The sequence below is a fragment of the Pseudobdellovibrio sp. HCB154 genome (assembly GCF_046267985.1).
Lineage (GTDB): Bacteria > Bdellovibrionota > Bdellovibrionia > Bdellovibrionales > Bdellovibrionaceae > Pseudobdellovibrio.
The window spans coordinates 1,179,216-1,204,915 of sequence record NZ_CP176530.1 but is presented as its reverse complement, the minus strand read 5'-3'; the positions used below and the strand labels follow the sequence as shown (position 1 = coordinate 1,204,915).

The following is a 25,700-nucleotide window of genomic DNA, read 5'->3' as shown; positions in this document are numbered from 1 at the left end:
CACATTGCCCTGACAGCCTCAGGTTTAGTGGCGCAGCTGAATGTCGGAGTTTAAACAGATTCTTTTAACGACCACAGAAGCATCTTCTGAATAAAGCCCTAGCTTTCCTTTTACGGTGAAGATTTGATTTGCTGGAATATCAAATACAAACTCTTCATTAAAATAAATTTTGAGAGCACCGTCTGTTTTGTGCACCCGTAGACGGTGCCACTCGTCGAATTTAGCTTGCGGAGATTCTGTTGTTTTAATAAAGGCTTGATCCGTTAAACCAGCGGCCCGCCCCACTTCAATCCCATTTGGTTTGGCCACAACATAATTAGTCGTTTTAACATTGTTAACACCTGGCACATAATTAAAAAAAAGCCAGAACACTTCCCATGGGTTTGGATTTTGTTTTCTTAAAGCTGTCTCGTTTTTATAATCAACAACAATATCAAAATTTTCTGAGTTAATATCAAACTTTGATAAGACAAGACTTGCGTGTGTGCTTTGCGGAGTACGCGCTTTTTTCGGCTCCATAAAAATCATATTTTGACGATAGACAACTTTGCCATAGCCGGCGTATTCGGTTTTCCATTTTTTTGTAGTTAGCGGAACTTCAGAAAAACCCTCAGGGCAAGAGTCATAGTCTTTTTTTTGAACCAATGAAGCTTTGGGCATAGGTGTGCATCCGCACAGAATTAACAGACTTATACAAAATAAAAAACCCAGCTGTCTCACAGCTAGGTTTTCGGTAGACTTTAAAGCCTGATAAAGACTAGTTCTTAAAAGTGCTCAGCACGAATTGGAAAACGCTCGTGGGCTGGCGCCCGTTCAGCTTTGGGAGTCTCCAGAACGGTAATCGTTGTTTGTCTTGGAGATGAAGCACAAAGCGGGGAAACATCATATCTTTGTGGCGGGTTATAAGTTTTATCGCTACCAGCATCGATAGCCATGCCGATGATTCCACCAAAGACTATATTTCCAAAAACGCCAGCTAAAGCATCGTAGCTAGTCACAATGGCGCTATCATTCGTTTCACCAGCACAAGTCACCTGGATAGGAATATTCTGTTTCGCACGACGAATATAAAATTCACCACTGCCATTTTGCAGATTGTAAGTCATATTTTGAACTTTAACTTGAGTGCCTTGAGGATCACCACCGAAGAATTCAACCATTTGGCCTTCTGATTTGATGATCGTCGCACAACTGAACTGGAATAAAGCGAATGCTAATAAAAGAATATACTTCATTAATTTCCCCTCGTTTGGGAAAATTATCGACATTTCATCAACTAGACTAAAGTATATTTGTAAATAATTATTTATCGATGCAAAATGAGACAAATACAGTCTCTGTAAAAATAATTCTTTACAGAGACTGAGATTTTTATTTAAAACGTTTTAGAATAACCTCTTCAGTTTGCTTTTTATTCATCGGACTAAAACCTGAATCTTTGCCCGTGTGTTTACTTGGGTCTACAGATACATCCCAGAAGAAAACACCGCCTAACCATGGCCATTTTGCATCCCAAAACGCTCCAAAGAAGGCATCATACGCAGCTGCTTGGTGCATGATATTCACACGCGGATCATTATCTGCGAAAGTGAATGGGTCGATAAATCCGTTTTGCACTGAACGATAGCCGATTTCTTTAAAGTAAAGTTTCTTTTCAACTTCAGTCACTAAAGAAATTTCTGTCCAAGCTGTATCAAGCTGCGAAGCATACGAATCAGCTCTTTGGCGTAAGAGTTTTACCAGATCGTTGTAGTTGGTCGGTGGCACCTGCCCACGACTGGCAAGGCTTCGATACATATCAATGCCGATACCATCAAGCTCGCGCCAAAACTGAACTAAGTCTTGCCAAATTTTTAATTCTTCAGGATCTGTTGGATTTGCAAGGTCAACTAAACGGTAACGCCAGCGCTCTAGCTCTCCACCAGATTTTTGAAATCCGCCGCTGGTATTTGAATCATCGGTAAAGTTAATATCATACATCAGCATCGCACGCGGAAGTTTCATTTTTACGTACCGTAATAGAGCCAACCAACGGCCAGGAAATCCGTATTGATATTCCTGCCATTGGTCCTCAATCCCCACGGTCATACTGTAAAGCTCAGCCCCGATTGTGAATTCATCGGCTTTACCAATATTTGCAATCGTAATATAAACATCTAAATAAGTGCGAAAACTATCAAACCAACGGTCTGGATCAACCGGTTGAATATTTCCGTGCCACCAGTGTTTACGATGCCCATCCGGCATGATTTGATAATACGGAAATTCTCCATTCGGACCTACGACAAAAAAGATCGGGCGAATGCCGACAGTCATACCCTGCTCTTTAATGTATTTCATAAGACGAATCATGCGCTTGGCTTCATCCGCGCGATCGGCTGGCTTTGTGACCGGAACTATTTCTGTTCCTGTACCCGTGATCATGCGGGCACGTACGTTTAACTCAACATGCTTTCCGCCTAAACGCTTAATATGATCAACCGCTACCTGCGCTGGCGTTTTTGTACCATCAACACTGGCATCATAGTGAAACTCATCTGTTTCAGTTAAATTAAAACCGCCACTGACATTGGCTAAATCAGCTTTAGCCTGAACACTCAATAGCAGGCCTAACGATAGTAGATATTTAAAAAACTTTTTCATTATTCACCTTCTTCCGGTACGCGTGTTAATTCAAATTCTTCTGAAATCGTTCCGCGCCCGCCCTGAATCATGACGCCGCGAACTTTATCTCCGTAATAACCAAGACGTAAATGGCTCCAAGTTCCTGAAGCCAATTTACCTGTCGTTAAATGCACCGTGCGGCCTGTAACGATATCACTTCCCACACTGTAATCTAACGAAGCGTACACCATTCCATCTTTTGACAAGTTTAAGCGACCCATGACAAAACCATTCATCACCGAAATAATCAGTTCAGCTTTGCTGGTTGATCCTTCTTTAATCGTGATTGAACCTTTATAGCGGCCGGTAATTGTTGAAGTGTCTTCTACGCCGTCATTATAAAGCGGCATTAAGCTTACTTTTTTTCCAGTTAAAGTTTTTACGTCACGTAAAGAGTAAAGATCTTCAAACTTAATTGTACCTTCAGCAGTAATTCTAAAACTAACCACTTGATTGGCGCTTCCGTCTAAATCTGGACCACGCTCAAAGGCAACGAATTTTTTGTTTTTAAAATCATAATTTACATAATAAAAGCTTTTAAAAATTGAACGGTCTTCCGTTCCAAGAGCTGCATAGTGCATATTTTTACGCACTTGCACGATAGAGAAAATCCAAGCCTTACCTGTGTGATCTTTAAGATTGAAATTTCCTTCGGCTGAATAGCGTTTAATCATAATCGGCGCAATCGAGCGCTGCATGTATAGACCAAATTCTTTAGCTTCAAAATCAAATCCGTAAATTTGCAACGTGTTTAATAGAATTTGCATCAGGCGAATATACTCATCACCGTAATGCATTGGAATTTCACTATCACGTGCAATAATGGATTGTGATAGCTGGCGTACTGTATTCGGTGCCATAGCAGACAGAATTTTTTCAAATTCGTTCGGTTCAAAAACGATTTGTAAAAGAATCATTCTTTGAATCAGCTCACTTAACTTGTCGCTGACATTGGTAGTAAGGTATCCAGGTATTTCGTTTTCCAGTTTTAACATACGTTCTCTAAGTTGTAATAAACGAGTCGCGTAGAGGTGTGACTCCATGGCGTTTTCACGGTTGAGTAAAATGATTTTATTGCCGATCACATCAAGGTAAGTCGTTACCCCGTAAGTTGAAGAAATTTTTCCGATCCAAAATAAAGTCTGCTCTTCAGTTAAGCCTGGACGGCTTAAGTGTTTATTAGCTAAATCAGAAAGAATATTTCTTAAGTTCCCTTCCAGACCTGGCTGGTTCGGTAAGGTCTTTAGAAAAAGTTGATGTAAGGCCTCAACATTATTAGCACCTTGAATTAGTTTTTCTTGGCTACGTTCTTTATTTAAAACATCGGCAATTGAATCGGCATAGCGAAAGGCTAAATCAAAATTAGCGTAAGCAGCGTAACGAAGAATTTGTTCTTCCGGAACAGTACGCACGTCAAGCCACTTAATCGCCGCACTGAACATAGATTCACCTAAACGTTTCACAGCTTTCGGGTAAAGATCATCTAACATAAACTGATCTGATAAATACTGAAGCTCTGGTAAAATGAAGAGATACTTATCCATTTGTTCAAGTTCTGTAAATTCAACGATATTTTTATCGATATCAAAAACGACATCGCGCAAATCAATACGACTTTGGCGAGCTTTCGTTAAAAGAACCTCAGGCTCAGCCAAATTAAGAGCTGCAAAAGCCTGCGTAGCTGCCAGAAAAACAATGGGAATCAAACTCAAAAATCTCATCTTGTACCTTCCAAGGTTAAAGTTTCTTTTCTAATTGGTAATTGCCAGCGGCGATTCACTTCATCCATATTCACAAAGCGATAGCCCATACCTTTAATGCCTTTAACTAAACGGCGCAGATCATGAGGGTCGCCTGGGTACTGGCCGCGCCCACCGTTTTGTAAGTTATCTAACAGTGAAGGATGATAAAAAATCGAAGCCCAGGCATCACGTAAGACTAAGTTACGTTTCGCATCTTCAAGAATTTCATCTAGCGTGCGAGGCCAAACAACGTGTTCACTTTTAAAGGGCTGCGAGTTTCCTAAATTTTCAGGAACTAATCTTTGCCCGTAAACATCACCATAAATTAAATACGGAAACATCTGCCCATTCCACGGACCTATGGTTTGCACTTTCATATTACGAAAAGCCTGCAGGCGTTTTTGATTAGTACTTGTATCTGATGACATTAATAAATCGGAAGAATATGGTGGAACATTCTGAGCGCTGTGATCGAAATAAATCACACGCCCTACGTTCCACGTAAAAATGCGGCCGAAAATATAATAATCTAAAGCTGAAGCCTGGTAATGCGGCGTAAGCCAAGTGTTAGGTTTAATTCCACCTTGAGCTAGCGAATACAAGCCTTCTTGTAAGCGCGATAACACCCATGTGGCGCTATCTTTAGGAACTGGTTGATTCAGTGGGGCTGCCATCCAAAATTCAAAGTCATCTGTTGAAACGGCATTGTAAGGATTTGGAATATCTTCGTACTGATGGGTGACTCCATGCCAGATAAATGAATGCCCAAGACGTCTAAAGTCTTCGACTAAAAGCATGAAGCCAGGCGCTTTTTCCATCGTAATAAAGGTGTTGGTCGATGGGTAATAGCGAAGTGGATCGGTAAAGATCGGAACTATCGAAACATTAGCCGTAACACTTTCTTCTTTTAAGACTTTTAATAAATCATAAGTAAATGGCAAAGAGATATACGGCGAAACATCCTCAATACGTAAAAAAGCAACTTTTTCGTTATGCATAGGGCTTTCGCCAAGCACATCAAATAAAAGATCAGCCACAATTAAAAAGCGATCTGCTTCGTGCATAAAACTAAATGGCACATCAGCTACGTAAAAATGATTTTTATTTTTAAGCACATACGGAATTTTTTCTTTTGTACCGTTATGGGTTAATTCAGAAATAATCTGCGTATCTGTATTATCATTAGTTTTTCGTAAAATCACATTTTCAAAAGGAGCTAAAAACTGAGTTGGATCAGTTCGGCTAAATTCACCGAATTTTCTAAATGTTTCACCTTTATAAGAAGCAAATTTATAAAACGTGGGCTTACCTTTAGCATCGCGAGCTTCATTGTTTAATTTGCTTAAACCTGAGTAACTATAACCAAAGATATTGTGAAAATAATCAGGGCCTGGAAGCCAAATTGAATATCCCATCCACATCACGGGTTTTGTTGTGGCTGCATAGTCTTCAAAAAATTCTTTAGGAATTCCATTTTCAAAATACGACCCGATATAGAAGCTTGCAGCACAGCGGTCTAAGTCGCCCTTTTGGTATTGTTCAATCGGTCCTGTGATTTGTTGGTACTTTGGAAAATGAGCTAATAAATTTTGTAAAAAGATGGAATAGGTTCTTCCCATCCAGTACTTGGGATCTTTGGATTGGTCATAAAAGATTTGAACACAAGGCCCAAGCGCTGTTGAGTTAAACGATTTTAACGGAAAAACATTTTTTAATGAGATCTGCGCTTCAGAGACAGATGCCATAATCACAAGAGCAAGAAGAGCAAGTAGTTTTGTTTTCATTTTTACCTTAACGTTTGTTTGAGACGTTTATTTCGTTCAAACAGAAGCTTAAGGCAATTTTTTAGAATTTAATTTTTTTGAAGAGGTAAATCTCCCCAAATGATTGTTGGGCTTTGACTAGTTCTTAACTTCACGCTTTGCATTTTTTGTTGAACAGAACTTTACGAGATTGAACCGATTACGGCGCCACTAATGATCAACACCATCGCCATCAATGTCATCGCCGTAAATGCGCCGCCAGCAAATACGACTAACAACAGTGTTGATAAGAGCGGTGTTAAATACGACAGTGAACCGATAATACGCGGATCGCCTTGCTTTAAAGATTTATCCCAAAGAAAAAAAGCGGCTCCCATCGGCCCTACTCCCAACAAAATAAGTGTGGGCACTTCAGATAACTGCAACGGATATGACGGCTCGAAAATAAAATGACACGCTAAAGATAAAACTCCTGATAACAAACAAAATAAACCAATCGTCGGCGTTGTAATATCAGATACTTTTTTTGAAAGCAGTGAATAACTGGCCCAGATAAATGCGGCGGCAGCCGCTAAACAATATCCGAAAATATTATCCTGGGTTACAACGACTGATCCTTTACTTGCGATCAATAAAGCACCGGCAAAGCCTAACACCGAACCGATAATATGCTTTTTCGTTAAAGCGACGTGCGAAAAAAACATCGGCGAGAGCAATACTATCAGCAACGGCCACAAGTAGTTAATTAAATTCACTTCAACAGCGGGCGCCAACCGAAACGCCATAAATAGACAAAAGTGATACCCAAACAATCCATAAATTCCGATAGCTAAAGTTTTCTTTGAAACCCGCCACTGGCGCCACCAAGGCAGAGAACACAGGCCACCCAGAAACAGGGTGATTCCCACTAATAAAAATGCAGGAATGGCCGAAACTTTCTGCCCTAAAAAAGCTAACGAGGACCATAAAAATATCGCACCAAGTGCCAGAACATAAGATCTTTGCATAATTAAACTGTAAATAATTTTGCAAACAAACGCAAATCAACTTGTGACCAAAACATCACAGTTTTACGAGTGAATTTGTGTAGTTTTTTGTTAAGAAAACTACACAACTAATCTGTTGTTTCACTCGAGAAACTGCTCTAAAAAGCTGGACCAGTGCCGCTGTTACACGGGGGTGTAAAATCGTTGCACACCCCCTGCCATCATTAGTCCCAAATATATTTGTCGGCACCTAAAAAAATTGCTGGCACGGTTAGTGGAATGAATTAGCTCGTTAACAAATATGGAAATTTCCATACATATGAAGGAGAACCTCGAATGAAACAAACTAAACTAGTAGCGGTTTTAGCCGTTTTAGCATTTAGCGTACAAACTTTAGCAGCCTCTACAGGTACTTTATTATTACAAGGTACAGTGGCCGCGGTAAACGACATCGTCGTAACAGCTAATAGCCCTAACAATACAACTTTAAATATCGTTGCCGGCGAATCTGGTAAAAACGTAGCTTCAGTTGCTGAGACATCTAATAACTTAAATGGTTATAAGATCTTTATCTCTTCACCGACGGGTGGTTTTTTAGTTAATACTTCTGATTCAGCGGCTAAAACTGGTTATAAAATCGCTTACGATGGCGCTGCCGCTGTAACTCCGACGGTAGCTCCATTACAAGTTAAAAACGTAACTGCATTAACTGGCTTAACAACTGATACTTCAGCCGTAGCTGCTGATGTAACTGCATTTGCAACAGCTCCAGCCGGTTTATACGAAGACACTTTAACGATCTCTATCGTAGCTAACTAATTTTTCTTTTCTTTTAGTTTCGTCAAGGGCTGCCTATACTCCATGTAGAGCAGCCCTATTTTTTAAGGCGATTGCACTGTGAGAGTGATCGTGTCTGCATAGCTTCCGTTGCTTTGATTGGACGGAAAATTTCCAATAGTCACTACCGTATTATAGATGGTTCCATTGGCTGGAGAAGTTCCCGTACCTTGATTTATTGTCACAGGTGTTACTGCACTGTTGGTTAGATTCACTGTAGAACCCGCAAAAGTAATTGTGTATGGAACGTAGCTATTAAGCGTCGCGTGTTTTAAACGACTGTTATTCAATGACGACGCCTTAAGAATATATCCGGCGTTGTATTTTAAAATTACATCCGCTGAGCGTGTTGCTCCTTGCAAAAGTTGGCCGAAGTTTAAAACTTCAGTCGTATCAGCTAAGTTAAAAGAGCCACCGGTTGGTACAATTGAAATATCAACCGTTTTAACGGCGTTCACTCCTAAGGTTAAATTAAACGTTCCCTGTAAGCTATTACTTGCAAGCGTACCTTTATACAAGCTCACCACAAACGAATCTGCATAATAACCTGCAGGGCGACTAGCATACACATTTAAAAGCTCGGCCCAAAAATTCACCGTAACCTGTGTATCACTGCCGCTAAATGCTGGTAGTACGCCGGGTACGATATCATTATTACTTGTAGCCTGCGCTAAAGTTTTTAAATGATTCGTTCCCGCAGAATCTTTAGTGATACGCACTGGCCACGGATTGCCCGCAAAAAAAAGTCGGCGGTTTGCAAAAGAGCCTCCACCGCCATAGCTGACAGTTAAAAAGAAATTACAGCCACCGGGATTGGTATTCGCTTTAACAACCACTGACGGATTTACCGTATAACCTGAAGTAAAATTATAAACCGTGTTTATTGGCTGCAATTGCATATTGGTGCATTCATCAGCTGACACACTGAAACTTAAAGCTGAAATTAAAATAAAAAATAATCCTGCAGTCTTTAAAGAATTAATCATTAACTCCTCCAGAAATTGGCACAACCACATCTTTTAAATCCAGAGTGTTGTTTTCATTTTTTAACACTTCAACCGAAATCGAATCTAACTCGGCGCGGTCAGTGACAATTTTATAACTGCCCGGCTCTAAGCCTTCGATAAAAAAGCGACCCTGTTTATTTGTAAAAAATGAATTATCCACCAGCTCACCTTGTGCATTTACAATATCACCCGCCACATAAGAGAGCGGATTATTTTGCGCATCAAGAAGACGCCCTTTGATGACGACTTTTTGTTTGAACTTAAGCGGAACATACACACCACTACGATAAGTTGGTTGAACTTTATAATATTCTTTATCTAAAGGATAACCTGCAGGAAGCGCTGTCGTATCAACGTTTAAATTATAATTATAATAAGAGGTCTGATCGCGAACAACCACGTTACGGTTATTTTTAACTTCAGCCTCACCGTGACTATCGATAGGATTAAGTTTTACAGCATGGCCTTCCGGAAGGTTTTCTGCACGCACTAAAGTAAAACTATCACCGATCGGTTGCGTGAAAGCCATGCGATGGCCGTTTAATGTTGAACCTGTCCAAGCAACGCCCGTGTTTAAACCTACGGTCGTGATGTTTTCTTTAGTTCCGTTAATATCACTTGAATATTGTTCTAAACGTACACTGGCTGGTTGAGTTAAATATTCTCCCCAAGCATTAACAGCATTTCCGGCATCACTGTTTTGCCCGCTGAACGCTAAGCGATAGTCGTCATATTTATAAGTGTTATTGCGACTTGCGGCTAAGTTTACCGTATGATTTAAAGTATCATAGTACGCATTGGCACTGTAAAGACCACGTGGTTCAACCCAGTTAAAAGATAAAAGACCGCGGTCTTCAGGCGATTGCCCAAACGTTTTTGTATAACCTAACTCCAGACGACAAGTTGTCCAAAAATGAAAAACAAAATTGGCGCCGTAATAACTTTGATTTGCGGCCGTGAAGTTTTCTATACGCCCGCCATTAAAACTTAAAGATAAACTTTTTAAATAATTCACCGGTTGGTAGCTCACCTGGGCATCATAGCGATTTTTAAAACTTGGATTAAAAATTCCTATTGTATTTACAGCAGAAAAATCTTCGTTATGATTTTCATATTCCGCTTTAAATGTAACGGGAAACAAATCTCCATCAATTCGATTAAAACTGCGATACTGATAACGCTGGGCAAATCCTGTACGTCCGGGATGTGATGAGCGTCCAAATTCAGCCGATAAATAACCAATCCCTGTAACGCCCGATCCTTCAATGCCCACTAAAGCTTGATCCATAAAATTTTGAAAATTTAATCCGGCTGTGAAACTATCTGTTACCCCATAGCGGTGATACAGGTGCGTGAATAAATGTTCGTTATCGTAAGCCCGATCCGCGGCAGCACTTACCCAAGGCATACCTGCGCTGTAAGTAAATTCACTCAAACCTTTAGCCAAAATGCTATTTTCAAAGACCATTGAAAATTCGTAAAATTCTTCTTGGCCTAAATCATCACGCACTTTAATACGCACATTGTTTTGCCCAAGGGCCAACGGAAAATCACGAATATTAAAAACGCCGGGGTTTACGCGAATTTCAGTATATAAAAACCCGTTAATATAAACGCTAATAATCGACGATCTTTTAATAGAAACTTCTGTCGCACTGATCGGGCGTAAAGTTCTATAAGGCTGAATAGCAAACTCACGCACCACTGATACACCGGCGATCGCTGGAACCTGCTGCAACCCCTGCCCTGATAAAGAGAGATCACCTAACGTATAACGAATCATTCTGTTTTCGTCGTCTTTGCGTAAGCGCGTGTCTTGCCTACGCCATTTAAAATCCGTGCGGTCTTGATAGTCTGCCGATGATTCTAAAACATAGCCATTGATATTTTCAGCTAAATCCGTACGTGCCGTAAACGGAAGAGCTTCATCGGCTTCATGATGATAACTTTGGTTGAAACGAAAATTGAGATAACCACTGTGTGGTTCGGGACGTAAAACTTTTTCTTTGGTGCTTGTTTTATGAAGCTGCAAATCTGTGGTTTCGTGATAACGCAATGGAATCGTGATCGCGAGTTCTAGAGTGTTAAAATCAAACTGGGCCGATAAACCTGACGCTTGCAGAGTTTTTAAACTGAGCGTGCCTTGCGGGGTTACTAGTTTTTTTAAACTCTCAAGTCTATCTTCATTAAGCTTTCCTTCTAACAAATTAAAAAGTGGAATAGCCTCAACAAAAACTTCACGCTCGCCGGTTTCAACATTTTCACGGGGGTAAACCCAAGCTTCTTCACGAACAGCGTTATCAACAACAACAGGCGCTACTAAGTACGGCTTTTCCATTGTTGGAAAAGGCCCCGCAGCTTGAGCCAACTGGGAAAGAAAAAATCCCCCCAGTGTTGTTAGAAGAAGTAAATGATTACCGAACATTTTTCTAATCACCAGTTTCTAAGTAATCAAACTCTGCTGTAATCTTTGTTGATTTATCGACTTTAACTTCTTTAGGTAAGGTAAAAGTAATTGTGCGCTCAGTTTTAGCTAAAAAGTTTACCGCATCTAGCTCAGTCGGATTTGCAACTTCAATAAGCTTATCTTTTCCTGATAAAACTCTTAATGTTTTAGCTTTCAGAACTTTATGAGCTGAACCTTCGTTAACGATGGTGACCGCTAGTTTTTTGCCCGATACAAGCTGTGAATCTTTAATGATAACTTTTGGAAAAACTCCTTCTGGTGCTACGTAAGCTGACGCTACATACTGAATTAAAAAATTTAAGCTCGTTTTTTTGGTCTGCGCTTTGGCATTACGGTCTTTAAACTCAACCGGAACTTGCGTAGCTACGATTCTATAGGCTTGCTCAACACCCGCATTCTTACCCGCAGTATAAGTCACACGCACATTGCGTTTTTCATTTGGAAGCAAAACTAATTGTTCAGGATAAACGTTAAAGTCTTCTGTTGGCTTACGAACTTCTTCACCCTTGCTATCAACTTCGCGGGTAAAGACTTCGACTTGCACCGGAACTTTTTCATTAGCATTATTTTCAAGAGTTAAAACTTGGGTGGCTTTGCTTCCGTTAGGCGCGAAGTTTACAACCATGGGTGAAAGTTTAAAAGCCAAAGCATTTACAGACGCTACAAGAAGCGAAAAAAACAAAATATTTCTCATGCCTTAAGGATAAAGAAATTCAGTAGCATCAGCCATGATTTTAATAAGAACTGTACTTTTAAGGGGCTTCTAAAACCACCCACGAAATGGGGGTATCTACAGAGGCAATTTGACGTGCCCTAACATTTTTTAGTTTTAAATTGTTTAAACCTTTTTTATTTACGACAAGCTTACCACTTTTATCGTGCATGATTTGCACTTCGCCGGTTAAAGGAACCACACCAGCTAAATGTAAAGATTCCGCTTGAGCGAAGTGACTAGACCAAAGAGCGAAAGATAATACGACTGCAAAGATCTTCATAGTGCACTTCTCGGACTTAAGTATATAGGACTTTAGATTTGCCCCAGTGTCTCATTTTGACTCACCAATCCTGTTCAGCAAATCTCGTGTAAGACTTTACACTTTTGCATCAACAAAACTTTTTCATTTATTTTTTGTCGACAGGTTTAACGATAATCCGAACTCTTGAATTTTCAAAAGATCACTTTGCGACATTGCGCTTTCTTCAAACACGCTTTAATCAAACATCATGTTACGCTTAGATAATATTAGAAAAAAGGAGTTTTTCTATGCGAGTCAAAAGTCGTTGCGGTTTTTTTACTGTAGCTGTGTTGTCTCTTTCACTGTCGCATTTACCAAATGTTGTGCTGGCTGAAACGATTCAAGCTCAGAAAAAAATGATTTCAACATCTGAAGTGCTTGAGAATTTTGATCGAAAATTAGCTCAAGAAAAAGTAGCCAATTTCTTAAGTCAAAAAGATGTTGAACTTAAATTAGTCGAACAAGGTTTATCGCTTGCCGAAGCGAAAGCGCGTGTGATGTCACTTTCAGATCAAGAGCTGCAGAACTTATCTACTCAAGTTGATAAGGCTCAGTATGGTGGTGATATCTTAGTTACGATTTTATTAATCGTCTTAATTATTTTCCTTATTAAAAGAATTTAGTTATGAAAATACGAATACTATTTTTAATGTTAGTGACTTGGCTTACGGGCTGCGCCTCGAACACGATACAAACAGACAAGTTCTTTAGCTCGAGCAACAACTTAAAACCTGTTGTTACAAACGCAGCCCCTTTTATTAATCAAGAAGCTGGCCATTGCGGGCCAGCGACCTTAGCGATGGCTATTGGAGCCACCGGAAATACTTACGATTTAAAACAAATCACGGATCAGGTTTATTCACCGAATGCCAAAGGCAGTCTTCAAGAAGCGATGATCGCCTCTGCCCGCCGTCAAGGCTTTGTGGCGATTCAGATCACGGGTTTAACCAACCTACTTAAAGAATTAGAATCAGGTTACCCGGTGATCGTGTTTGAAAACTTAGGTATTAAGTGGGCGCCGCAATGGCATTATGCTTTGATTACAGGTTATGATTTAGAAAAAAGAACTTTGACCTTACATTCAGGCCCAAATCCTAACGACATTATAGAAATAAGTGAATTTGAGCTTTCGTGGAAGTTAGCCAATTACTGGGGCTTAGTGATTTTACGTCCTGACGAACTTTCAACAAGTGCCGATGAAGTCACACATTTACGGGCCGCTGCGGCTTTAGAAAAAATAGGAAAATACAAAGAAGCGAAGATGGCTTATTTAACGATCTTAAAACGTTGGCCAAAAAGTTTGATCGCAAGAATTGGATTAGGAAATATTTATTACAACTTAAAGCAGTATCAAATGGCCGTCCGCTATTTACAAACGGCCACCGAGCTTTACCCAAAATCAAAAGAAGCGAAGACGAATTTACAGATTGCTTCGCAAGCCTTAAGAGGTCAGTAAAAAATTATTGGCAATTAGCTTCAGCGTAAGCTGTGCAGAAGCTTTCGTAAGATGTAGCAACTGGATCAACAGTTAATTTAACATCTGAAGAAACTTGGCCACTTAATAACGAACATTTTTCGTTAAGAGATTTTTCAGCAGATTGTGTAGCTGCAGAACAAGCGTCTTTAACTGTTTTGATTGTTGTGTTGTTAGCATACAAACGACCAGAACCACGAACTGTAACTGCTGATGCGATTGATGAAGCAAGAACAAGAGCTGAAATAACTAAAACGTTTTTCATAGAATTCCTTTTCTAAAAGAAGTTTTATATAGATTAACGGTACCGCGTCTGACTATGAATGCAACCCGAAAATACCCCGATTTTTCTGCCACAGAGTGACTAGCTACGCCCGAATGTCTACATTTTGGACATCTGCACAAGCTCTATTCGATTAAACAACATTTCACCTAGGAATACTTCTCGCAAAGAAGTCCTTCGCTATTGAGAATTTTAAAGGAACGTTTAATGAAAAAATTAATATTTCTAACGACCCTATTTGTGACTTTACAAAGCTTTGCCGCGAATTTTTATGATCTAAAAATCGAAGGTGAATCTATTTTTAATCGCTTTGTAAAACAGGGTGCTCCAGCAATTCCTTTAAAACGTATCTACGATTATTTAAATGCTAACGCTGGTAAAGCCACTAAGGTCGCAGCTAAAGACCGTTCTAACAAAGCCGTTATGTCCACGAAAGATATTACTGTTAAAGGAGACTGGATTGCGATTATCGACTTCACTAAACCATCTGATGTACGCCGTCTTTATGTGATGAACGTCAAAACGGGTCAGTTTACAGCTCATCACGTAGCTCATGGCAAAGGTTCGGGCGTTCGTTTTGCGACTAAGTTTTCTAATATCAATAATTCTAAAATGTCTTCTTTAGGTCTTTACTTAGGTGGAAGCGTTTACAGCGGTGGCCATGGTGCTTCTTTAAACTTACACGGCCTTGACCCTTCAAATAACAAAGCGGCTGAACGTGATGTTGTTATGCATGCCGCAAACTACGTTTCAGATAAATTCTTAAAACAAACAGGCCGCTTAGGCAGAAGCTGGGGTTGCCCGGCTGTATCAACAGCTTTAATGAAACGTATGAATGCTGATTTCAGCAACGGTGGCGTAATCTATGCTTACCATAAAGACTTAGCTGAGCAAGCCATGAAAACGGGTAAGTTATTAGAAGATAAAACCATCAATGATGACGCTGACGTAGATTACGATGGCGAAGAAGAGACTGTGCGCAAGTCAGCTCGCAAAGCCCCTGTAGCTGGTAAAAAATAATTTTAAATCTTTAGCTTTTGATAAAGCTTTAAACCAATCCACGCATCGGTTGCGGCATACATCAATTGCCGCTCGGTGAGCTCAAAAGCTTCCCAATTTGTGGTTTTTGGACCTTTTGAAATGGTGGCCTCTAAAACTTCTTCTGTCATACCACGTAAGCCAAAATTTTTAAGATCTCGGGCTTTGGCTAAGCCCTGCAATTCAACAAAGTGCTGCGGCGTAAACTGAAAAAGTTTTTGCAGTTGTTTGAGATCGTCTCTGATCGCCACACCGGGTTTAACCACATTTGGATTTTCAAAAATTGTTTTAAAAACTTCGAATTTCTTAATGAAATGAAGGCGAATTAAAAATGCATCTGTTTCAGTGGCTAACTGAAGTAAAGCCACGTTATACGACTCACCTTTTTTAAAGGCCGGCCTTGTTTCAGTGTCAAAGCCAAGCTCTTGAGCTTCAAGTAACTGATTTGAAACAGCTTCAAGCTCAGCATCGGTTTTAATGAGGTGAATTTTTCCAGGAAAAGTTAAAAACTTTAATGCTGGCTTTACTTCTTCGGACATTTTTTAACCCACTGGCCTGATAAACTGATATCGGCCACAGCCGGAATCATCTCTTTGTATGTGCCTTCGGCTTCACCTTTAAGTTCGTAATGTTTGCTGGTAAAAATACCACCCAGTTTTCCGACAGCATCGAGGTCTTTGTTTTTACAAGTAATGCTTGCGTCTAATTTTTTATTTTTAACTACCCAAGAATTTAACTTGCAGCCTTTTTTATTTAATTCTTTTTCAATTGTAGCTTTGGCATCTTTAGTTTGTGCAGCAGTCAAACACTCTTCATCGCTAGTTGAAGGAAGTGGAATACCCGCTATTTTAACTGACTCTTTTGATTTCCAAAGACCTGGCTCAAATGATTGAGCGTAAAGTTTTGCTGAAATTAACAGTGAAACAATAAATAATAATCTCATATTAGACAAATAACCTTTCAATTAATTCTGCTACTGTGCCTGTCCACAGAGTGCCGCGACCACTGCCCGACCATAATGATAGAAACTCCGCCGAGCCCGCTTTGACAGAGGCGTTACGCATATCGCGGGTAAATTTATTCTGCGCCGGAAATGGTAGAATAGCATCAGACTTATCACTCATCTCAAGCATAAAACGATTTTCTATACCGCGCGCAAGCCTTCCAGAAAAAGCTCTGGTTAATTGCGTTTTACGGTTTTCTGAAGCTAACAAAGCTTTTCTATACGGAGCAGATACGCCAGACTCTTTACAAGTTAAAAAAGCTGTTCCCATCTGCACAGCTTCAGCTCCTTTTTGCAAAGCCTTTTTAATATCTTGTGCCTTCATAATTCCGCCAGCAGCGATCAGTGGAATACGAATTTTAGCATGACACTGTTCTAACAAATCTAAAGCACCGACCTGCGGATCATCGACTTTAGAATCGAAGATACCACGATGCCCACCACCTTCAACACCCTGTAAAGTAATAGCATCAACACCAGATTCTTTTAGAGCTAAAGCTTCGTCTAAAGTTGTCGCTGTGCCGATTAAATAAATATTTTCTTTTTTTGCAGCTCTTATGTAATCAGCAGCCAACAAACCAAAAACAAAACTTAAGACTTCGGGTTTAACTTTTAAAACTGATTCAAATTGTTCATCGAAATTTTCTTCGTACGGCGGCTGCAAATCCGGAGTCGGTAAATTTAATTCTTTTCGATAAACTTCTGTTGCTTTTATAGCCTTTGCAATTTTATCAGCAGCTACCGGAAGAATACCGTGCGACAAAAATAAATTAATTGCCACAGGCCCACTTGTTTTTGCTCTGACATTATTTGTGAAGTCTTCAATTAATGGTGCCGTCAAATAGGCTGCACCGATTGATCCAAGAGCCCCCGCGTTTGATGAAGCTACAACTAAATCCACCGTCGTAGGGCCACCTGCCATAGGAGCCACAACTAACGGATATTTCAGCCTTAAACGATTCATAAATTCATTCATCGCCTATCATCTTCCTCCTGATTAAACCATTTTACAATGAGTTCCATTCAGCCCCGGACAGATTTTTGCACTGTCTCTTTAACATTGAGAGGAGGCTTTTTATGGCACGAGGTTCTAAAGAAAAATACACAAGTAAACAAAAGCGCCAAGCCCATCACATTGAAGAGAGCGCAAAAAAACAGGGCTATTCGACTAAACGAGCTGCACAAATCGGCTGGGCCACCGTGAATAAAGAAACTGGTGGCGCAGGTAAGAAAAAAAGAAAAGGAAGTAGCCATGCAGTCCACTAAAATTTCACCTAAAATCATGTACTGGGCCATCGGCGGCGCAGCCCTTGGGGCCGCAGCCACTTATTTTTTTGATCCTGTGCGAGGGCACCGCAGAAGAATTGTTTTACACGACAAGTTCTTTTCAAAAGTGAATCACTTTAAACATGATTCAAAAATCTTTTTAAAAAACTTAAAAAGTAAAATATTTGGTTCAGCAGCAAAGGTTCAATCCAAACTTCATTACAAAGATCAAAGCGATGAAACTTTAAATCAACGAGTTCGCTCAACGTTCGGCCGCCAAGTGCGCCATGCTAAAGCGGTCCAAACTTCTGTAACCTATGGGATCGTAACTTTATCTGGACCCATCTTAGCTGAAGAAGTCGATAAACTTATTAAGTGCGTGAAAGCTATTCCCGGAGTTCAGCAGGTTGTGAATCATTTGGATATTTATAAAAATGCCCAAGGTATTTCAGCACTGCAAGGGGCTGGTCCAGAGTATTTAAGGTAGATAAGTCAGATGAATCAATTGAACACAAAACCCATTATCATTATTACAGGCAGCAGCGGCTTTATCGGCAAGGCTATCGCTGTCCGCCTGCATTCGCAATATGACGTTATAGGCTTTGACCAAAAAATTTCAGAAACATCAGATCATAGCGAAAATTATGAAGTTGATATCTCATCAATCCAAAGTATTTCACAGGCGTTGGATCTGGTAAAAAACAAACACGGAAACCGCATCGCCTCGGTTGTTCATTTAGCGGCTTATTATAGTTTTTCTGAAGAAGAGAGCCCGCAGTATCAAAAAATCACGATTCAAGGAACTGAAAATTTACTGACAGTTCTCAAAGCTTATGACGTTGAACAATTTATTTTTTCAAGCACCATGCTCGTTCACAAACCAGCGCAAAAAGGAGAAAAAATCACTGAGGCAACACCGTTAGAGCCTTCGTGGGCTTATCCTGCATCAAAAGTGGCTGCTGAAAATATATTAAAAGAATCACATGCCGATATTCCTCTTGTAAATTTACGTATTGCAGGGGTTTACAATGACCGATGTCATTCGGTTCCTATTTCTAATCAAATTATGCGCATCTATGAAAAACATTTATCCAGCCATTTTTTTCCGGGTGATTCAGCAAAAGGTCAGGCGTTTATTCATCTTAATGACTTAGTCGATGCAACTTACCAGGTGATTCAAAAAAGAAAAGAGCTTCCAAACCAGACAGACATTCTGCTCGGGGAACCCGAAGTTCTATCTTACCATCAGTTACAAGATAAAATCGGGCAATTAATATACGGCAAAGACTGGGACACTCTTAAAGTGCCTTCATGGTTTGCCAAAAGTGGAGCATGGTTGCAGCATCATACGCCGTTTGCAAGAAAGCCTTTTGTCAGACACTGGATGATCGACTTTGCCGATGATCATTATGATCTGGATATTTCTCATGCACAGGAACTTTTAAACTGGCAACCTAAACATCAACTACAAAAAACTTTACCCATTATGATTGAAGCTTTAAAAGCAGATCCACTTCAATGGTACAAAGAAAATAAACTTGAAGCCGCCAATGCTTTTGCGCGAACTTTAGGGCGAATGCCCGGTGATGATGCGGGGTTTGACGTACCGTCAGTTATTTACAACCGTCAACTGGCAACGTGCAATTGGATGACTTTTTTGTGGGGCTTATGGTTAGCGTTTGATAGCGCCACTCACCTAACAAACAGAGCTTCATTCGCCAGCGAAATCGTTTCAGGCCTTTTGGTGATGTTATTTGCCGTCTTATCACAATGGACACTTTGGCAGTGGCCACGTTGGTTAAACGCACTCATCGGTGTCTGGATTTTGTTTGCGCCACTGGCTTTTTGGACGCCGGCAAGCGCTTCATATTCAGTGGCCAACCTTATCGGATTCTTAATTATTATTTGCAGTTCTTATCAACCAGCGAAATACTACTTCACCACTCCAGAGCCTTTGAATATTCCTGAAAACTGGGATTACAACCCTTCCGCGTGGCGACAAAGATTTCCGATTATCACTTTAGCTTTCTTAGGATTCTTTATCGCGCGCTATATGGCTGCGTTTCAATTAGGTCATATCAATACTGTTTGGGATCCTCTTTTTGGCCAACAAACAGCGACAATCTTAAAATCGGATATTTCAAAAAGTTTTCCCGTATCTGACGCAGGCCTTGGTGCTTTTTCTTACCTTCTGGATGCCGCTTCTGGAATTATCGGCGACCAACGCCGCTGGCGAACAATGCCGTGGATTGTAATTTTATTTGGTCTAATGATTATTCCCCCCGGTGTGACCAGTATCGTTCTTGTTATTTTACAGCCGGTTGGCGTAGGCGCTTGGTGCTTTCTTTGCTTACTTACAGCTTTTATCATGCTTGTTATGGTTGCGCCAGCTTTAGACGAAGTCGTAGCTACCGTACAATTTCTAAGACAAAGCCACAAACAGGGAAGACCGTTTTGGCGCACTTTTTTACGTGGCGTACCCATTACCCAAGAAGAACTTGTCGAAGTTACAGATTTCTCGCTCAAACCGCAAAGACTAAAACCGCTTATTCCATGGGGGCTTGTTGCATGTACGATATTAAGCTTTGGCTTAATGGCCGCACCAACGCAACTCAATCTTGAAAAATCAGTGGCCGACATAGTTCATATTTGTTCAGCCCTATTCGTGACTTTTTCAATTATTGCGCTTTCAGAAATTGGCCGCACAGTCAGAATACTAAACATTATCACTGCAATCATTTTAATTATTAGCTTAAGCTTTTCTGCAAACTTACCGCTTTCATTAAAATCCGGTTTTATTTTAACTTCGTTAGCTATTATTCTATTCAGTCTTTCTAAGGGACAATTTAATAGACACTTCAGTAGTTATGACAAAATCGCGCAGTGGTCGCTAGCCTCTCTATTTTCAAAGCGAAAGGAAGTTCACTCATGAAAAATAAATCTTACCACCAGTCGGATAAAAAAATAAAAGAAGATGTCTGTGCTATCTTAGCCGAAACACCTCATGCAGATTGCTCTGAAATAAAAGTTTCAGTGAAAGATGGTGTCGTTACATTACAAGGTGAAGTCGATGAACAAGCTGCCAAAAAAGTCGCCGATGAAACTCTAGATTACGTGGTCGGAGTTCACGGCGTCAAAAACGAACTTACTGTTCACAAAAGGCCACGTAAAAAAATGTCGCGCCACCGTCACCAGCAACCGCATTAGGTAAAAAATCAAGTTAAAGCCCGCAAACTTTTGGCAATCTGTCTTTCAATAGATGTCTCAGAATTGCCATGGCGGCGAACTAGATAAATATTTTGTTTACAGTCTTTGTCTGGCAGCGGATGTTTGAGTTCTCTTAACCGAAATTCAGGAAGCACGCGTTTGTTATGAAGCTGCACCACAAATTCAGGTAAGTACGCGACAGCTTGACCTTCACGGCAGAACTCCATAGCTGATTCCATCATGGTCACACGATACTTTACTTTTCTTTCGAAAAGATGATCAGGCCAACCATCTAAACCAATAACTTTTGAAGGTGCCCCCTCAGTCGGCATAAGCGGAATCACAAATGGCAAATCAGTAAATTTTTTTGATCTGAAAGATTCAAGGCCAAACACACTCATTTTAATCTTCGCCACTTCAATAAAATCAACTCCCGCTTTAGGAACTGGATTATAGGTAATCGCAAGATCGACCTTACCATCAGCTACAGCTTGCTCCATACGGCCTGGCACTAGCTCGTGAATCTCTAAATTCTCCAGATCAACAAACTTTAGCAAATGCCCTAAGAAATACGTTGTGAAAACTTCAAATGAAGCAATCCGGCTTGGTTTCCAAACTTCTAAATCACGAATCTTTTTTGAAACATTTATCCACTCCGTCAAAAGAGGACGGGTTTCATCGCGAAAGCGCTTACCGGCGTCAGTTAGTTTTAACCCTCGCCCGTCTGATTCAAGCAAACGAAGACCCACTTCACTTTCCAGCGTTTTTAAAGCCTTAGAAAGAGCCGGTTGAGAGATGTGAAGGATCTCAGACGCCCTAACTAAAGAGCCTGTTTCTGCAAATGTATTAAAATAGCGTACTCGATCTATATCCATAAGTTAATTGTATATAACTTTAATGAACTATTTTTCAACTATAATTTTAGATAACACTTCTTAATGAGGTATTCTTTATGAGCACAGGTTGTCCAGTTACAGCATTATTTAAAAATAACCCGATCGGGCGCCTTCTTGAATTTCAAAAAGATCCTTTTGCGTTTTTTGATAAACACAAGCCTGAAAATGCTGCGATTCCGGTAGAATTAAATTTAGGGTTTCGCCGCTTCTTTTTTTGTTATCACCCTGACCACGCCCAACATATTTTACAAGATCAAAAACACAAATATAATAAAAGCTCACTCGTCTTAAATAAAATTAAAGCCTTGTCTGGTCCCCAGGGTCTTATTCAACTTGTCGGAGAAGATGCCGCTCGTGTACGCAATACTAGCGCCAAATTAATGAGTACCGATGGTATGGATCGCTTAATCCAAAAAGTCGATAAATTCGTTGAAGAGATTTTTCCGATTATCGATAAAGCCATTGAAAATAACGAAGCTGTCGATTTAGTGCCGCACTTAACAAAGATCGTTCTGCGTACGGCCGGTGTCTTTGTCTTAAATCACGATTTAATTTCTGAATCTGAAAAATTAAATTCAGCCTTTGTTGATCTCAATCGTAAGGCCGGAGAAAGTTTAAGAAGTATTGCCGAATGCCCTTTTTTTTCGTCCAAACAAAAGTCTTTAAATACCATTCATACTGAATTAGACCGCATTGCTGAAGAAGTCTTAAAAGATGAGGAACCTTCTTTATTAAAAGCCATGACTTTAAGAAATGAAGAAAAGCCTTTTATTCGGGACCAGTTAAAAGCTTTTATGTTTGCTGGCTACGACACAACAGCTTCTTCTTTAATTTTTGCGACCTATCTTGTAGCCGCTAGTGCCTCGGCCCAACAAAGTATTGCTCTTGAAGCTGAAAAAAAACTTCAGCAAAATTACGATAGCTTACGAAAATCAACCTTTGTTCAATCAACTTATAAAGAAGCCCTTAGACTTTACCCGTCGGCCTATTTTTTACCTCGTGAAACAAACCAAGATGACATCTTAGGTGGAGTTAAAATTCCTAAAGGTTCACAGGTCTTTTTAAGCGTAAGGCATTTACAACGCCATCCTGATTACTTTGAAAACCCCAATGAATTTAAAGCTGACCGTTTCTTAGAAGATTTGAAACATCAATTTTCTTTTATTCCGTTTGGCGGCGGACCAAGAATTTGCATCGGTGCTGCTCTGGCAAAACTTGAAGCTACTCTGGTTTTACAAAAGTTATGTGAACGTTACGAAATGCAAACCGTTTACAATCGCCCTCCTACGATCGAAGCGCTCATAACAGCTCACACTAATGAACCTTTACCTGTCATTTTTAAAAGACGAGATCGTTATGTTAGCTAGCATTGAACAAAATATGTCTGAACTTGCGCCCTACCGCAAACCAGAACTTTTTAATGAGTTTTTAGTTAAAGGATACACAGCTATCACTTTAAGTTCGGTTTCAGAAGAAAAATTCTCTGATCTTTTACAGACTAAAATCTGCTTAGGCACTTTGATCACTTTGTATGACGATTTTGCAGATCGCCCGTCACAGAGTAATCCTTTTCTATTAGAGTCGCTTTATCAACTCGACTTTAAAACACATAGCTTAGCTAGTGAAAATCATGTCATCGATTTTGCAAAGTCATTATTTGAAAACATGCATAAGATTTTGTCCTGCCAACCCCATTACAACCAACTGATCGAAATTTTAAATTTCGATTTGAAACAATTTTATTCAACCAACCAATATAGTTCATTGGTAACGGCAAATCCGTTTATCAACAACCAAACAGAAAACCGGCATTACACCCACCACAATATGGGAATGATTATCGCGGGCATGATGGATTTAATGGCGAGTGAAAAAATTCAGCATTCAGAATTCGGTGCAATCCGCGAAGTTTTATTTTTAGGCCAACGGATGGGACGTATTTTTAACGTGCTTGTCACACGCCAACGTGAAGCTTTAGATGGCGATATTACCGGCGAACTGGCTGCACTTAAAAGTGAAGAAGAAATAGCTTTAGCTGTTCATAAACTTCGCCAAGAAATTTGCGTGCTTCATAAAAAAATCCAAAGCTTTGAAACGCAAATCACAACGTTTTCGGTGAAAAGCTATCTTGAAGGTTTAATCAAAGTTCAAAAGCTTCATGAAAAAATGGAAGGTATTATATGAATCAATCATCTGGTGGATGTCTTTGTCAGAAAGTTCAGTACAAGATTTTATCCGAACCTTTGTCTCAGGGTATCTGCTACTGCCAGCAATGCCAAAAAAGTGGCGGAGCTTACGGTAGCCCGTTGCTGGTTTTACTTAAGAGTCAGTTTGAATGTGCGACTGAAAATCTCTCTTCTTGCACAACACAGTCTGATCGCGGGTCATCGGTCACGAGACATTTTTGCAAAGCCTGTGGTAGCCATATATTTTCACAGATTTCAGATGTTCCAGATATTCTTACGGTAAAAGCGGTAACACTTGAAGACTTTAAAAATTTTGTGCCTCAATATTTAGTCTGGACCAAAAGCGCAGCACCGACATGTCCGCTCCCTAACGATGTGCCGACGTTTCTTCAAGCGGCCCCGCTTGAATTGGTCTTAGGCCAAACTACATAAGGTCAGTAAAAGTTATTTCGGATTATAAGGTTTCGGTTTAAATTTAGGACGAGAAGATTTCTTAAACGGAGCTTTTGGTTTTGCAGAAGCTTCAGCTTTATCGTCTTTCTTTTTAAATTTCACACGCTTTGGTTTACGTAACTCTTCAGCTACATGTAAACGTTTGCCGTCTTTATCTTTAAAACGAGATTTTAATTCTTTGGCTGATTGGCCTTTACCTTCAAGTCTTGCGATTAATTCTAAATCACGTTCAGTCACTAGATTTACAACTAAACCTGACTTACCCGCACGGGCTGTACGACCTACGCGGTGTAAGTAATTCGCCATCTCTTGTGGTAAGTGGTAATTAATAACGCGGCCTACATAATCTAAATCTAAACCGCGGGCTGCAAGGTCTGTTGAAATAAGAATATTCACTTCGCCTTTGCGAAAGCTTTGCAGATTACCGCGACGCTCGCCTTTATCCATTTCACCACGGTAAACGACACAGTCATAACCATGCTTTTTAATTTCGTTAGCTAGTTTATCACACTGCTCACGGGTGTTCGTAAAAACGATCGTTCCGCCCGTTGGTTTTTGTTTTAACAGTTTTTCAAAGATCGGCCAACGAAGACCGTCGATCACTGTTTCGTTTTTAGTCACAAGTGTTTTTACAACTTTACCGGCTCCACTTGAGCGAATCACTTCAGCTTTTTTAAATAAAGCATTCATTAAATCCTGAACCGATTGTGATACGGTCGCTGAAAATAAAGCTAATTGCACGTCTTCATCACAGGCATTTACGATCATTTTAGATTCACCGATAAAACCGTCATCTAACATTTGATCGGCTTCATCGAACACGATCAGGCGTACGTCAGAAAAATCAATTAACTCACGTTCCATTAATTGAATAAGACGACCCGGCGTTGCTAATAAAATTTCAAAATCAGCAGCAATACTTCTACGGCTTTGTTCAAAAGTTGTTCCACCTAACACCGGACGAACTCTTACACGTGTATCGTGGGTAAATGTTTTAAATACTTTTGAAACCTGCTCACCTAAATCACGTGAAGGCACAAGTACGATCGCACGAGGTCTACCTGGCTCATCAGCAGGGTTACCTTCGTTTTCTAAAGTTTTAACTAAGTGTAAGATCGGAAGAGCGTAAGTTAAGGTTTTACCACTTCCCGTTTCAGAAACACCCACCACTGACTGGCCCGACATCAACATCGGAATCGCATTTTTTTGAATCTCTGTTGGAGTGTAAATTTTTAAAGTTTTTAACGTCTTAAGGATTGATGGAAGTAGACCAAATTCTGGAAATGTATTCATGGGCGCAATGTACCCGTAACTATAGGAATTTCGTAGTGAAATTTAATTAATTGCAACTTTTACGGCAGTCAGAGCCGCCTTATGTATAAAGATTGCCTATCGTTTGACTTAAACACCCT

27 protein-coding genes are annotated in these 25,700 nt (G+C 40.1%); 11 read left to right on the top strand and 16 right to left on the bottom strand.

What is annotated here, in order from left to right; genetic code table 11:
* Positions 1-24 precede the first annotated feature (24 nt).
* From ACKWCF_RS06005 to ACKWCF_RS05980, 6 genes are all read right to left on the bottom strand, one after another.
* A complete protein-coding gene (locus ACKWCF_RS06005; protein WP_409479799.1) occupies positions 25-660 on the bottom strand; it encodes a hypothetical protein in 636 nt (211 codons plus the stop codon).
* A gap of 104 nt (positions 661-764) precedes the next feature.
* Positions 765-1,235, bottom strand: coding sequence for a hypothetical protein (locus tag ACKWCF_RS06000; RefSeq protein ID WP_409479798.1), 471 nt, complete (start codon positions 1,233-1,235; stop codon positions 765-767).
* A gap of 136 nt (positions 1,236-1,371) precedes the next feature.
* Positions 1,372-2,643, bottom strand: a complete 1,272-nt coding sequence (locus ACKWCF_RS05995) for a glycoside hydrolase family 113 (protein WP_409479797.1) — start codon at positions 2,641-2,643, stop codon at positions 1,372-1,374.
* A complete protein-coding gene (locus tag ACKWCF_RS05990) occupies positions 2,643-4,385 on the bottom strand; it encodes a hypothetical protein (protein WP_409479796.1) in 1,743 nt (580 codons plus the stop codon). Before ACKWCF_RS05990 ends, ACKWCF_RS05995 begins: the two co-directional genes overlap by 1 nt.
* Positions 4,382-6,190, bottom strand: coding sequence for a DUF2334 domain-containing protein (locus ACKWCF_RS05985; protein WP_409479795.1), 1,809 nt, complete (start codon positions 6,188-6,190; stop codon positions 4,382-4,384). Before ACKWCF_RS05985 ends, ACKWCF_RS05990 begins: the two co-directional genes overlap by 4 nt.
* Positions 6,191-6,351: 161 nt before the next feature.
* Positions 6,352-7,176: a DMT family transporter gene (locus ACKWCF_RS05980; RefSeq protein WP_409479794.1), complete on the bottom strand. Its 825-nt coding sequence runs from the start codon at positions 7,174-7,176 to the stop codon at positions 6,352-6,354.
* A gap of 315 nt (positions 7,177-7,491) precedes the next feature.
* Between ACKWCF_RS05980 and ACKWCF_RS05975 the strand changes: the two genes are divergently transcribed.
* A complete protein-coding gene (locus ACKWCF_RS05975; protein WP_409479793.1) occupies positions 7,492-7,974 on the top strand; it encodes a hypothetical protein in 483 nt (160 codons plus the stop codon).
* Positions 7,975-8,036: 62 nt separating this feature from the next.
* Here the strand turns inward: ACKWCF_RS05975 and ACKWCF_RS05970 are convergent, their stop codons facing one another.
* The 4 genes from ACKWCF_RS05970 to ACKWCF_RS05955 are packed head-to-tail and all read right to left on the bottom strand — an operon-like array spanning position 8,037 to position 12,461.
* The gene (locus ACKWCF_RS05970) at positions 8,037-8,978 is read right to left on the bottom strand and encodes a hypothetical protein (protein WP_409479792.1); all 942 of its coding nucleotides are present in this window, start codon (positions 8,976-8,978) and stop codon (positions 8,037-8,039) included.
* The gene (locus ACKWCF_RS05965) at positions 8,971-11,424 is read right to left on the bottom strand and encodes a fimbria/pilus outer membrane usher protein (RefSeq protein ID WP_409479791.1); all 2,454 of its coding nucleotides are present in this window, start codon (positions 11,422-11,424) and stop codon (positions 8,971-8,973) included. Before ACKWCF_RS05965 ends, ACKWCF_RS05970 begins: the two co-directional genes overlap by 8 nt.
* A 4-nt stretch (positions 11,425-11,428) precedes the next feature.
* Positions 11,429-12,160 (bottom strand): molecular chaperone, encoded by a 732-nt coding sequence (locus tag ACKWCF_RS05960; RefSeq protein WP_409479790.1) that lies wholly within the window; start codon positions 12,158-12,160, stop codon positions 11,429-11,431.
* Positions 12,161-12,218: 58 nt separating this feature from the next.
* A complete protein-coding gene (locus tag ACKWCF_RS05955) occupies positions 12,219-12,461 on the bottom strand; it encodes a hypothetical protein (RefSeq protein ID WP_409479789.1) in 243 nt (80 codons plus the stop codon).
* Between the two features lie 269 nt (positions 12,462-12,730).
* Here ACKWCF_RS05955 and ACKWCF_RS05950 point away from each other — a divergent pair, with 269 nt between their 5' ends.
* On the top strand, positions 12,731-13,105 hold the full coding sequence (locus tag ACKWCF_RS05950; protein WP_409479788.1) for a PA2779 family protein: 375 nt from the start codon (positions 12,731-12,733) through the stop codon (positions 13,103-13,105).
* 2 nt (positions 13,106-13,107) lie between these two features.
* Positions 13,108-13,938: a PA2778 family cysteine peptidase gene (locus ACKWCF_RS05945; protein ID WP_409479787.1), complete on the top strand. Its 831-nt coding sequence runs from the start codon at positions 13,108-13,110 to the stop codon at positions 13,936-13,938.
* A gap of 4 nt (positions 13,939-13,942) precedes the next feature.
* Here the strand turns inward: ACKWCF_RS05945 and ACKWCF_RS05940 are convergent, their stop codons facing one another.
* A complete protein-coding gene (locus ACKWCF_RS05940) occupies positions 13,943-14,221 on the bottom strand; it encodes a hypothetical protein (protein ID WP_409479786.1) in 279 nt (92 codons plus the stop codon).
* A gap of 225 nt (positions 14,222-14,446) precedes the next feature.
* Here ACKWCF_RS05940 and ACKWCF_RS05935 point away from each other — a divergent pair, with 225 nt between their 5' ends.
* The gene (locus ACKWCF_RS05935) at positions 14,447-15,259 is read left to right on the top strand and encodes a murein L,D-transpeptidase catalytic domain family protein (protein WP_409479785.1); all 813 of its coding nucleotides are present in this window, start codon (positions 14,447-14,449) and stop codon (positions 15,257-15,259) included.
* A 2-nt stretch (positions 15,260-15,261) separates the two neighbouring features.
* Here ACKWCF_RS05935 and ACKWCF_RS05930 read toward each other — a convergent pair whose 3' ends face one another.
* The 3 genes from ACKWCF_RS05930 to ACKWCF_RS05920 are packed head-to-tail and all read right to left on the bottom strand — an operon-like array spanning position 15,262 to position 17,244.
* On the bottom strand, positions 15,262-15,816 hold the full coding sequence (locus tag ACKWCF_RS05930) for a 3'-5' exonuclease (RefSeq protein WP_409479784.1): 555 nt from the start codon (positions 15,814-15,816) through the stop codon (positions 15,262-15,264).
* On the bottom strand, positions 15,801-16,220 hold the full coding sequence (locus ACKWCF_RS05925) for a DUF3617 domain-containing protein (protein ID WP_409479783.1): 420 nt from the start codon (positions 16,218-16,220) through the stop codon (positions 15,801-15,803). The genes ACKWCF_RS05930 and ACKWCF_RS05925 overlap by 16 nt, the downstream gene beginning before the upstream one ends.
* A 1-nt stretch (position 16,221) precedes the next feature.
* The gene (locus tag ACKWCF_RS05920; protein ID WP_409479782.1) at positions 16,222-17,244 is read right to left on the bottom strand and encodes an NAD(P)H-dependent flavin oxidoreductase; all 1,023 of its coding nucleotides are present in this window, start codon (positions 17,242-17,244) and stop codon (positions 16,222-16,224) included.
* Between the two features lie 113 nt (positions 17,245-17,357).
* Between ACKWCF_RS05920 and ACKWCF_RS05915 the strand changes: the two genes are divergently transcribed.
* Genes ACKWCF_RS05915 through ACKWCF_RS05900 form a run of 4 tightly spaced genes read left to right on the top strand, consistent with a single transcriptional unit; the run spans position 17,358 to position 20,753 of the window.
* Positions 17,358-17,546 (top strand): hypothetical protein, encoded by a 189-nt coding sequence (locus ACKWCF_RS05915; RefSeq protein WP_409479781.1) that lies wholly within the window; start codon positions 17,358-17,360, stop codon positions 17,544-17,546.
* Positions 17,533-18,033, top strand: a complete 501-nt coding sequence (locus ACKWCF_RS05910; protein ID WP_409479780.1) for a BON domain-containing protein — start codon at positions 17,533-17,535, stop codon at positions 18,031-18,033. The genes ACKWCF_RS05915 and ACKWCF_RS05910 overlap by 14 nt, the downstream gene beginning before the upstream one ends.
* A gap of 9 nt (positions 18,034-18,042) precedes the next feature.
* Positions 18,043-20,478: an NAD-dependent epimerase/dehydratase family protein gene (locus ACKWCF_RS05905; protein ID WP_409479779.1), complete on the top strand. Its 2,436-nt coding sequence runs from the start codon at positions 18,043-18,045 to the stop codon at positions 20,476-20,478.
* Positions 20,475-20,753, top strand: coding sequence for a BON domain-containing protein (locus ACKWCF_RS05900; protein ID WP_409479778.1), 279 nt, complete (start codon positions 20,475-20,477; stop codon positions 20,751-20,753). The genes ACKWCF_RS05905 and ACKWCF_RS05900 overlap by 4 nt, the downstream gene beginning before the upstream one ends.
* Positions 20,754-20,761: 8 nt before the next feature.
* Here the strand turns inward: ACKWCF_RS05900 and ACKWCF_RS05895 are convergent, their stop codons facing one another.
* A complete protein-coding gene (locus ACKWCF_RS05895) occupies positions 20,762-21,628 on the bottom strand; it encodes a LysR family transcriptional regulator (protein ID WP_409479777.1) in 867 nt (288 codons plus the stop codon).
* A 77-nt stretch (positions 21,629-21,705) separates the two neighbouring features.
* Between ACKWCF_RS05895 and ACKWCF_RS05890 the strand changes: the two genes are divergently transcribed.
* Genes ACKWCF_RS05890 through ACKWCF_RS05880 form a run of 3 tightly spaced genes read left to right on the top strand, consistent with a single transcriptional unit; the run spans position 21,706 to position 24,267 of the window.
* Entirely contained in the window at positions 21,706-23,016 is a 1,311-nt protein-coding gene (locus tag ACKWCF_RS05890) for a cytochrome P450 (RefSeq protein ID WP_409479776.1), read from the top strand.
* Complete coding sequence (locus ACKWCF_RS05885) at positions 23,006-23,833, top strand: hypothetical protein (RefSeq protein WP_409479775.1); 828 nt, start codon at positions 23,006-23,008, stop codon at positions 23,831-23,833. Before ACKWCF_RS05890 ends, ACKWCF_RS05885 begins: the two co-directional genes overlap by 11 nt.
* Positions 23,830-24,267: a GFA family protein gene (locus ACKWCF_RS05880; protein WP_409479774.1), complete on the top strand. Its 438-nt coding sequence runs from the start codon at positions 23,830-23,832 to the stop codon at positions 24,265-24,267. Before ACKWCF_RS05885 ends, ACKWCF_RS05880 begins: the two co-directional genes overlap by 4 nt.
* 12 nt (positions 24,268-24,279) lie before the next feature.
* On the opposite strand, the gene ACKWCF_RS05875 is transcribed toward ACKWCF_RS05880, so the two are convergent.
* The gene (locus tag ACKWCF_RS05875; protein WP_409479773.1) at positions 24,280-25,581 is read right to left on the bottom strand and encodes a DEAD/DEAH box helicase; all 1,302 of its coding nucleotides are present in this window, start codon (positions 25,579-25,581) and stop codon (positions 24,280-24,282) included.
* Between the last annotated feature and the right edge of the window lie 119 nt (positions 25,582-25,700).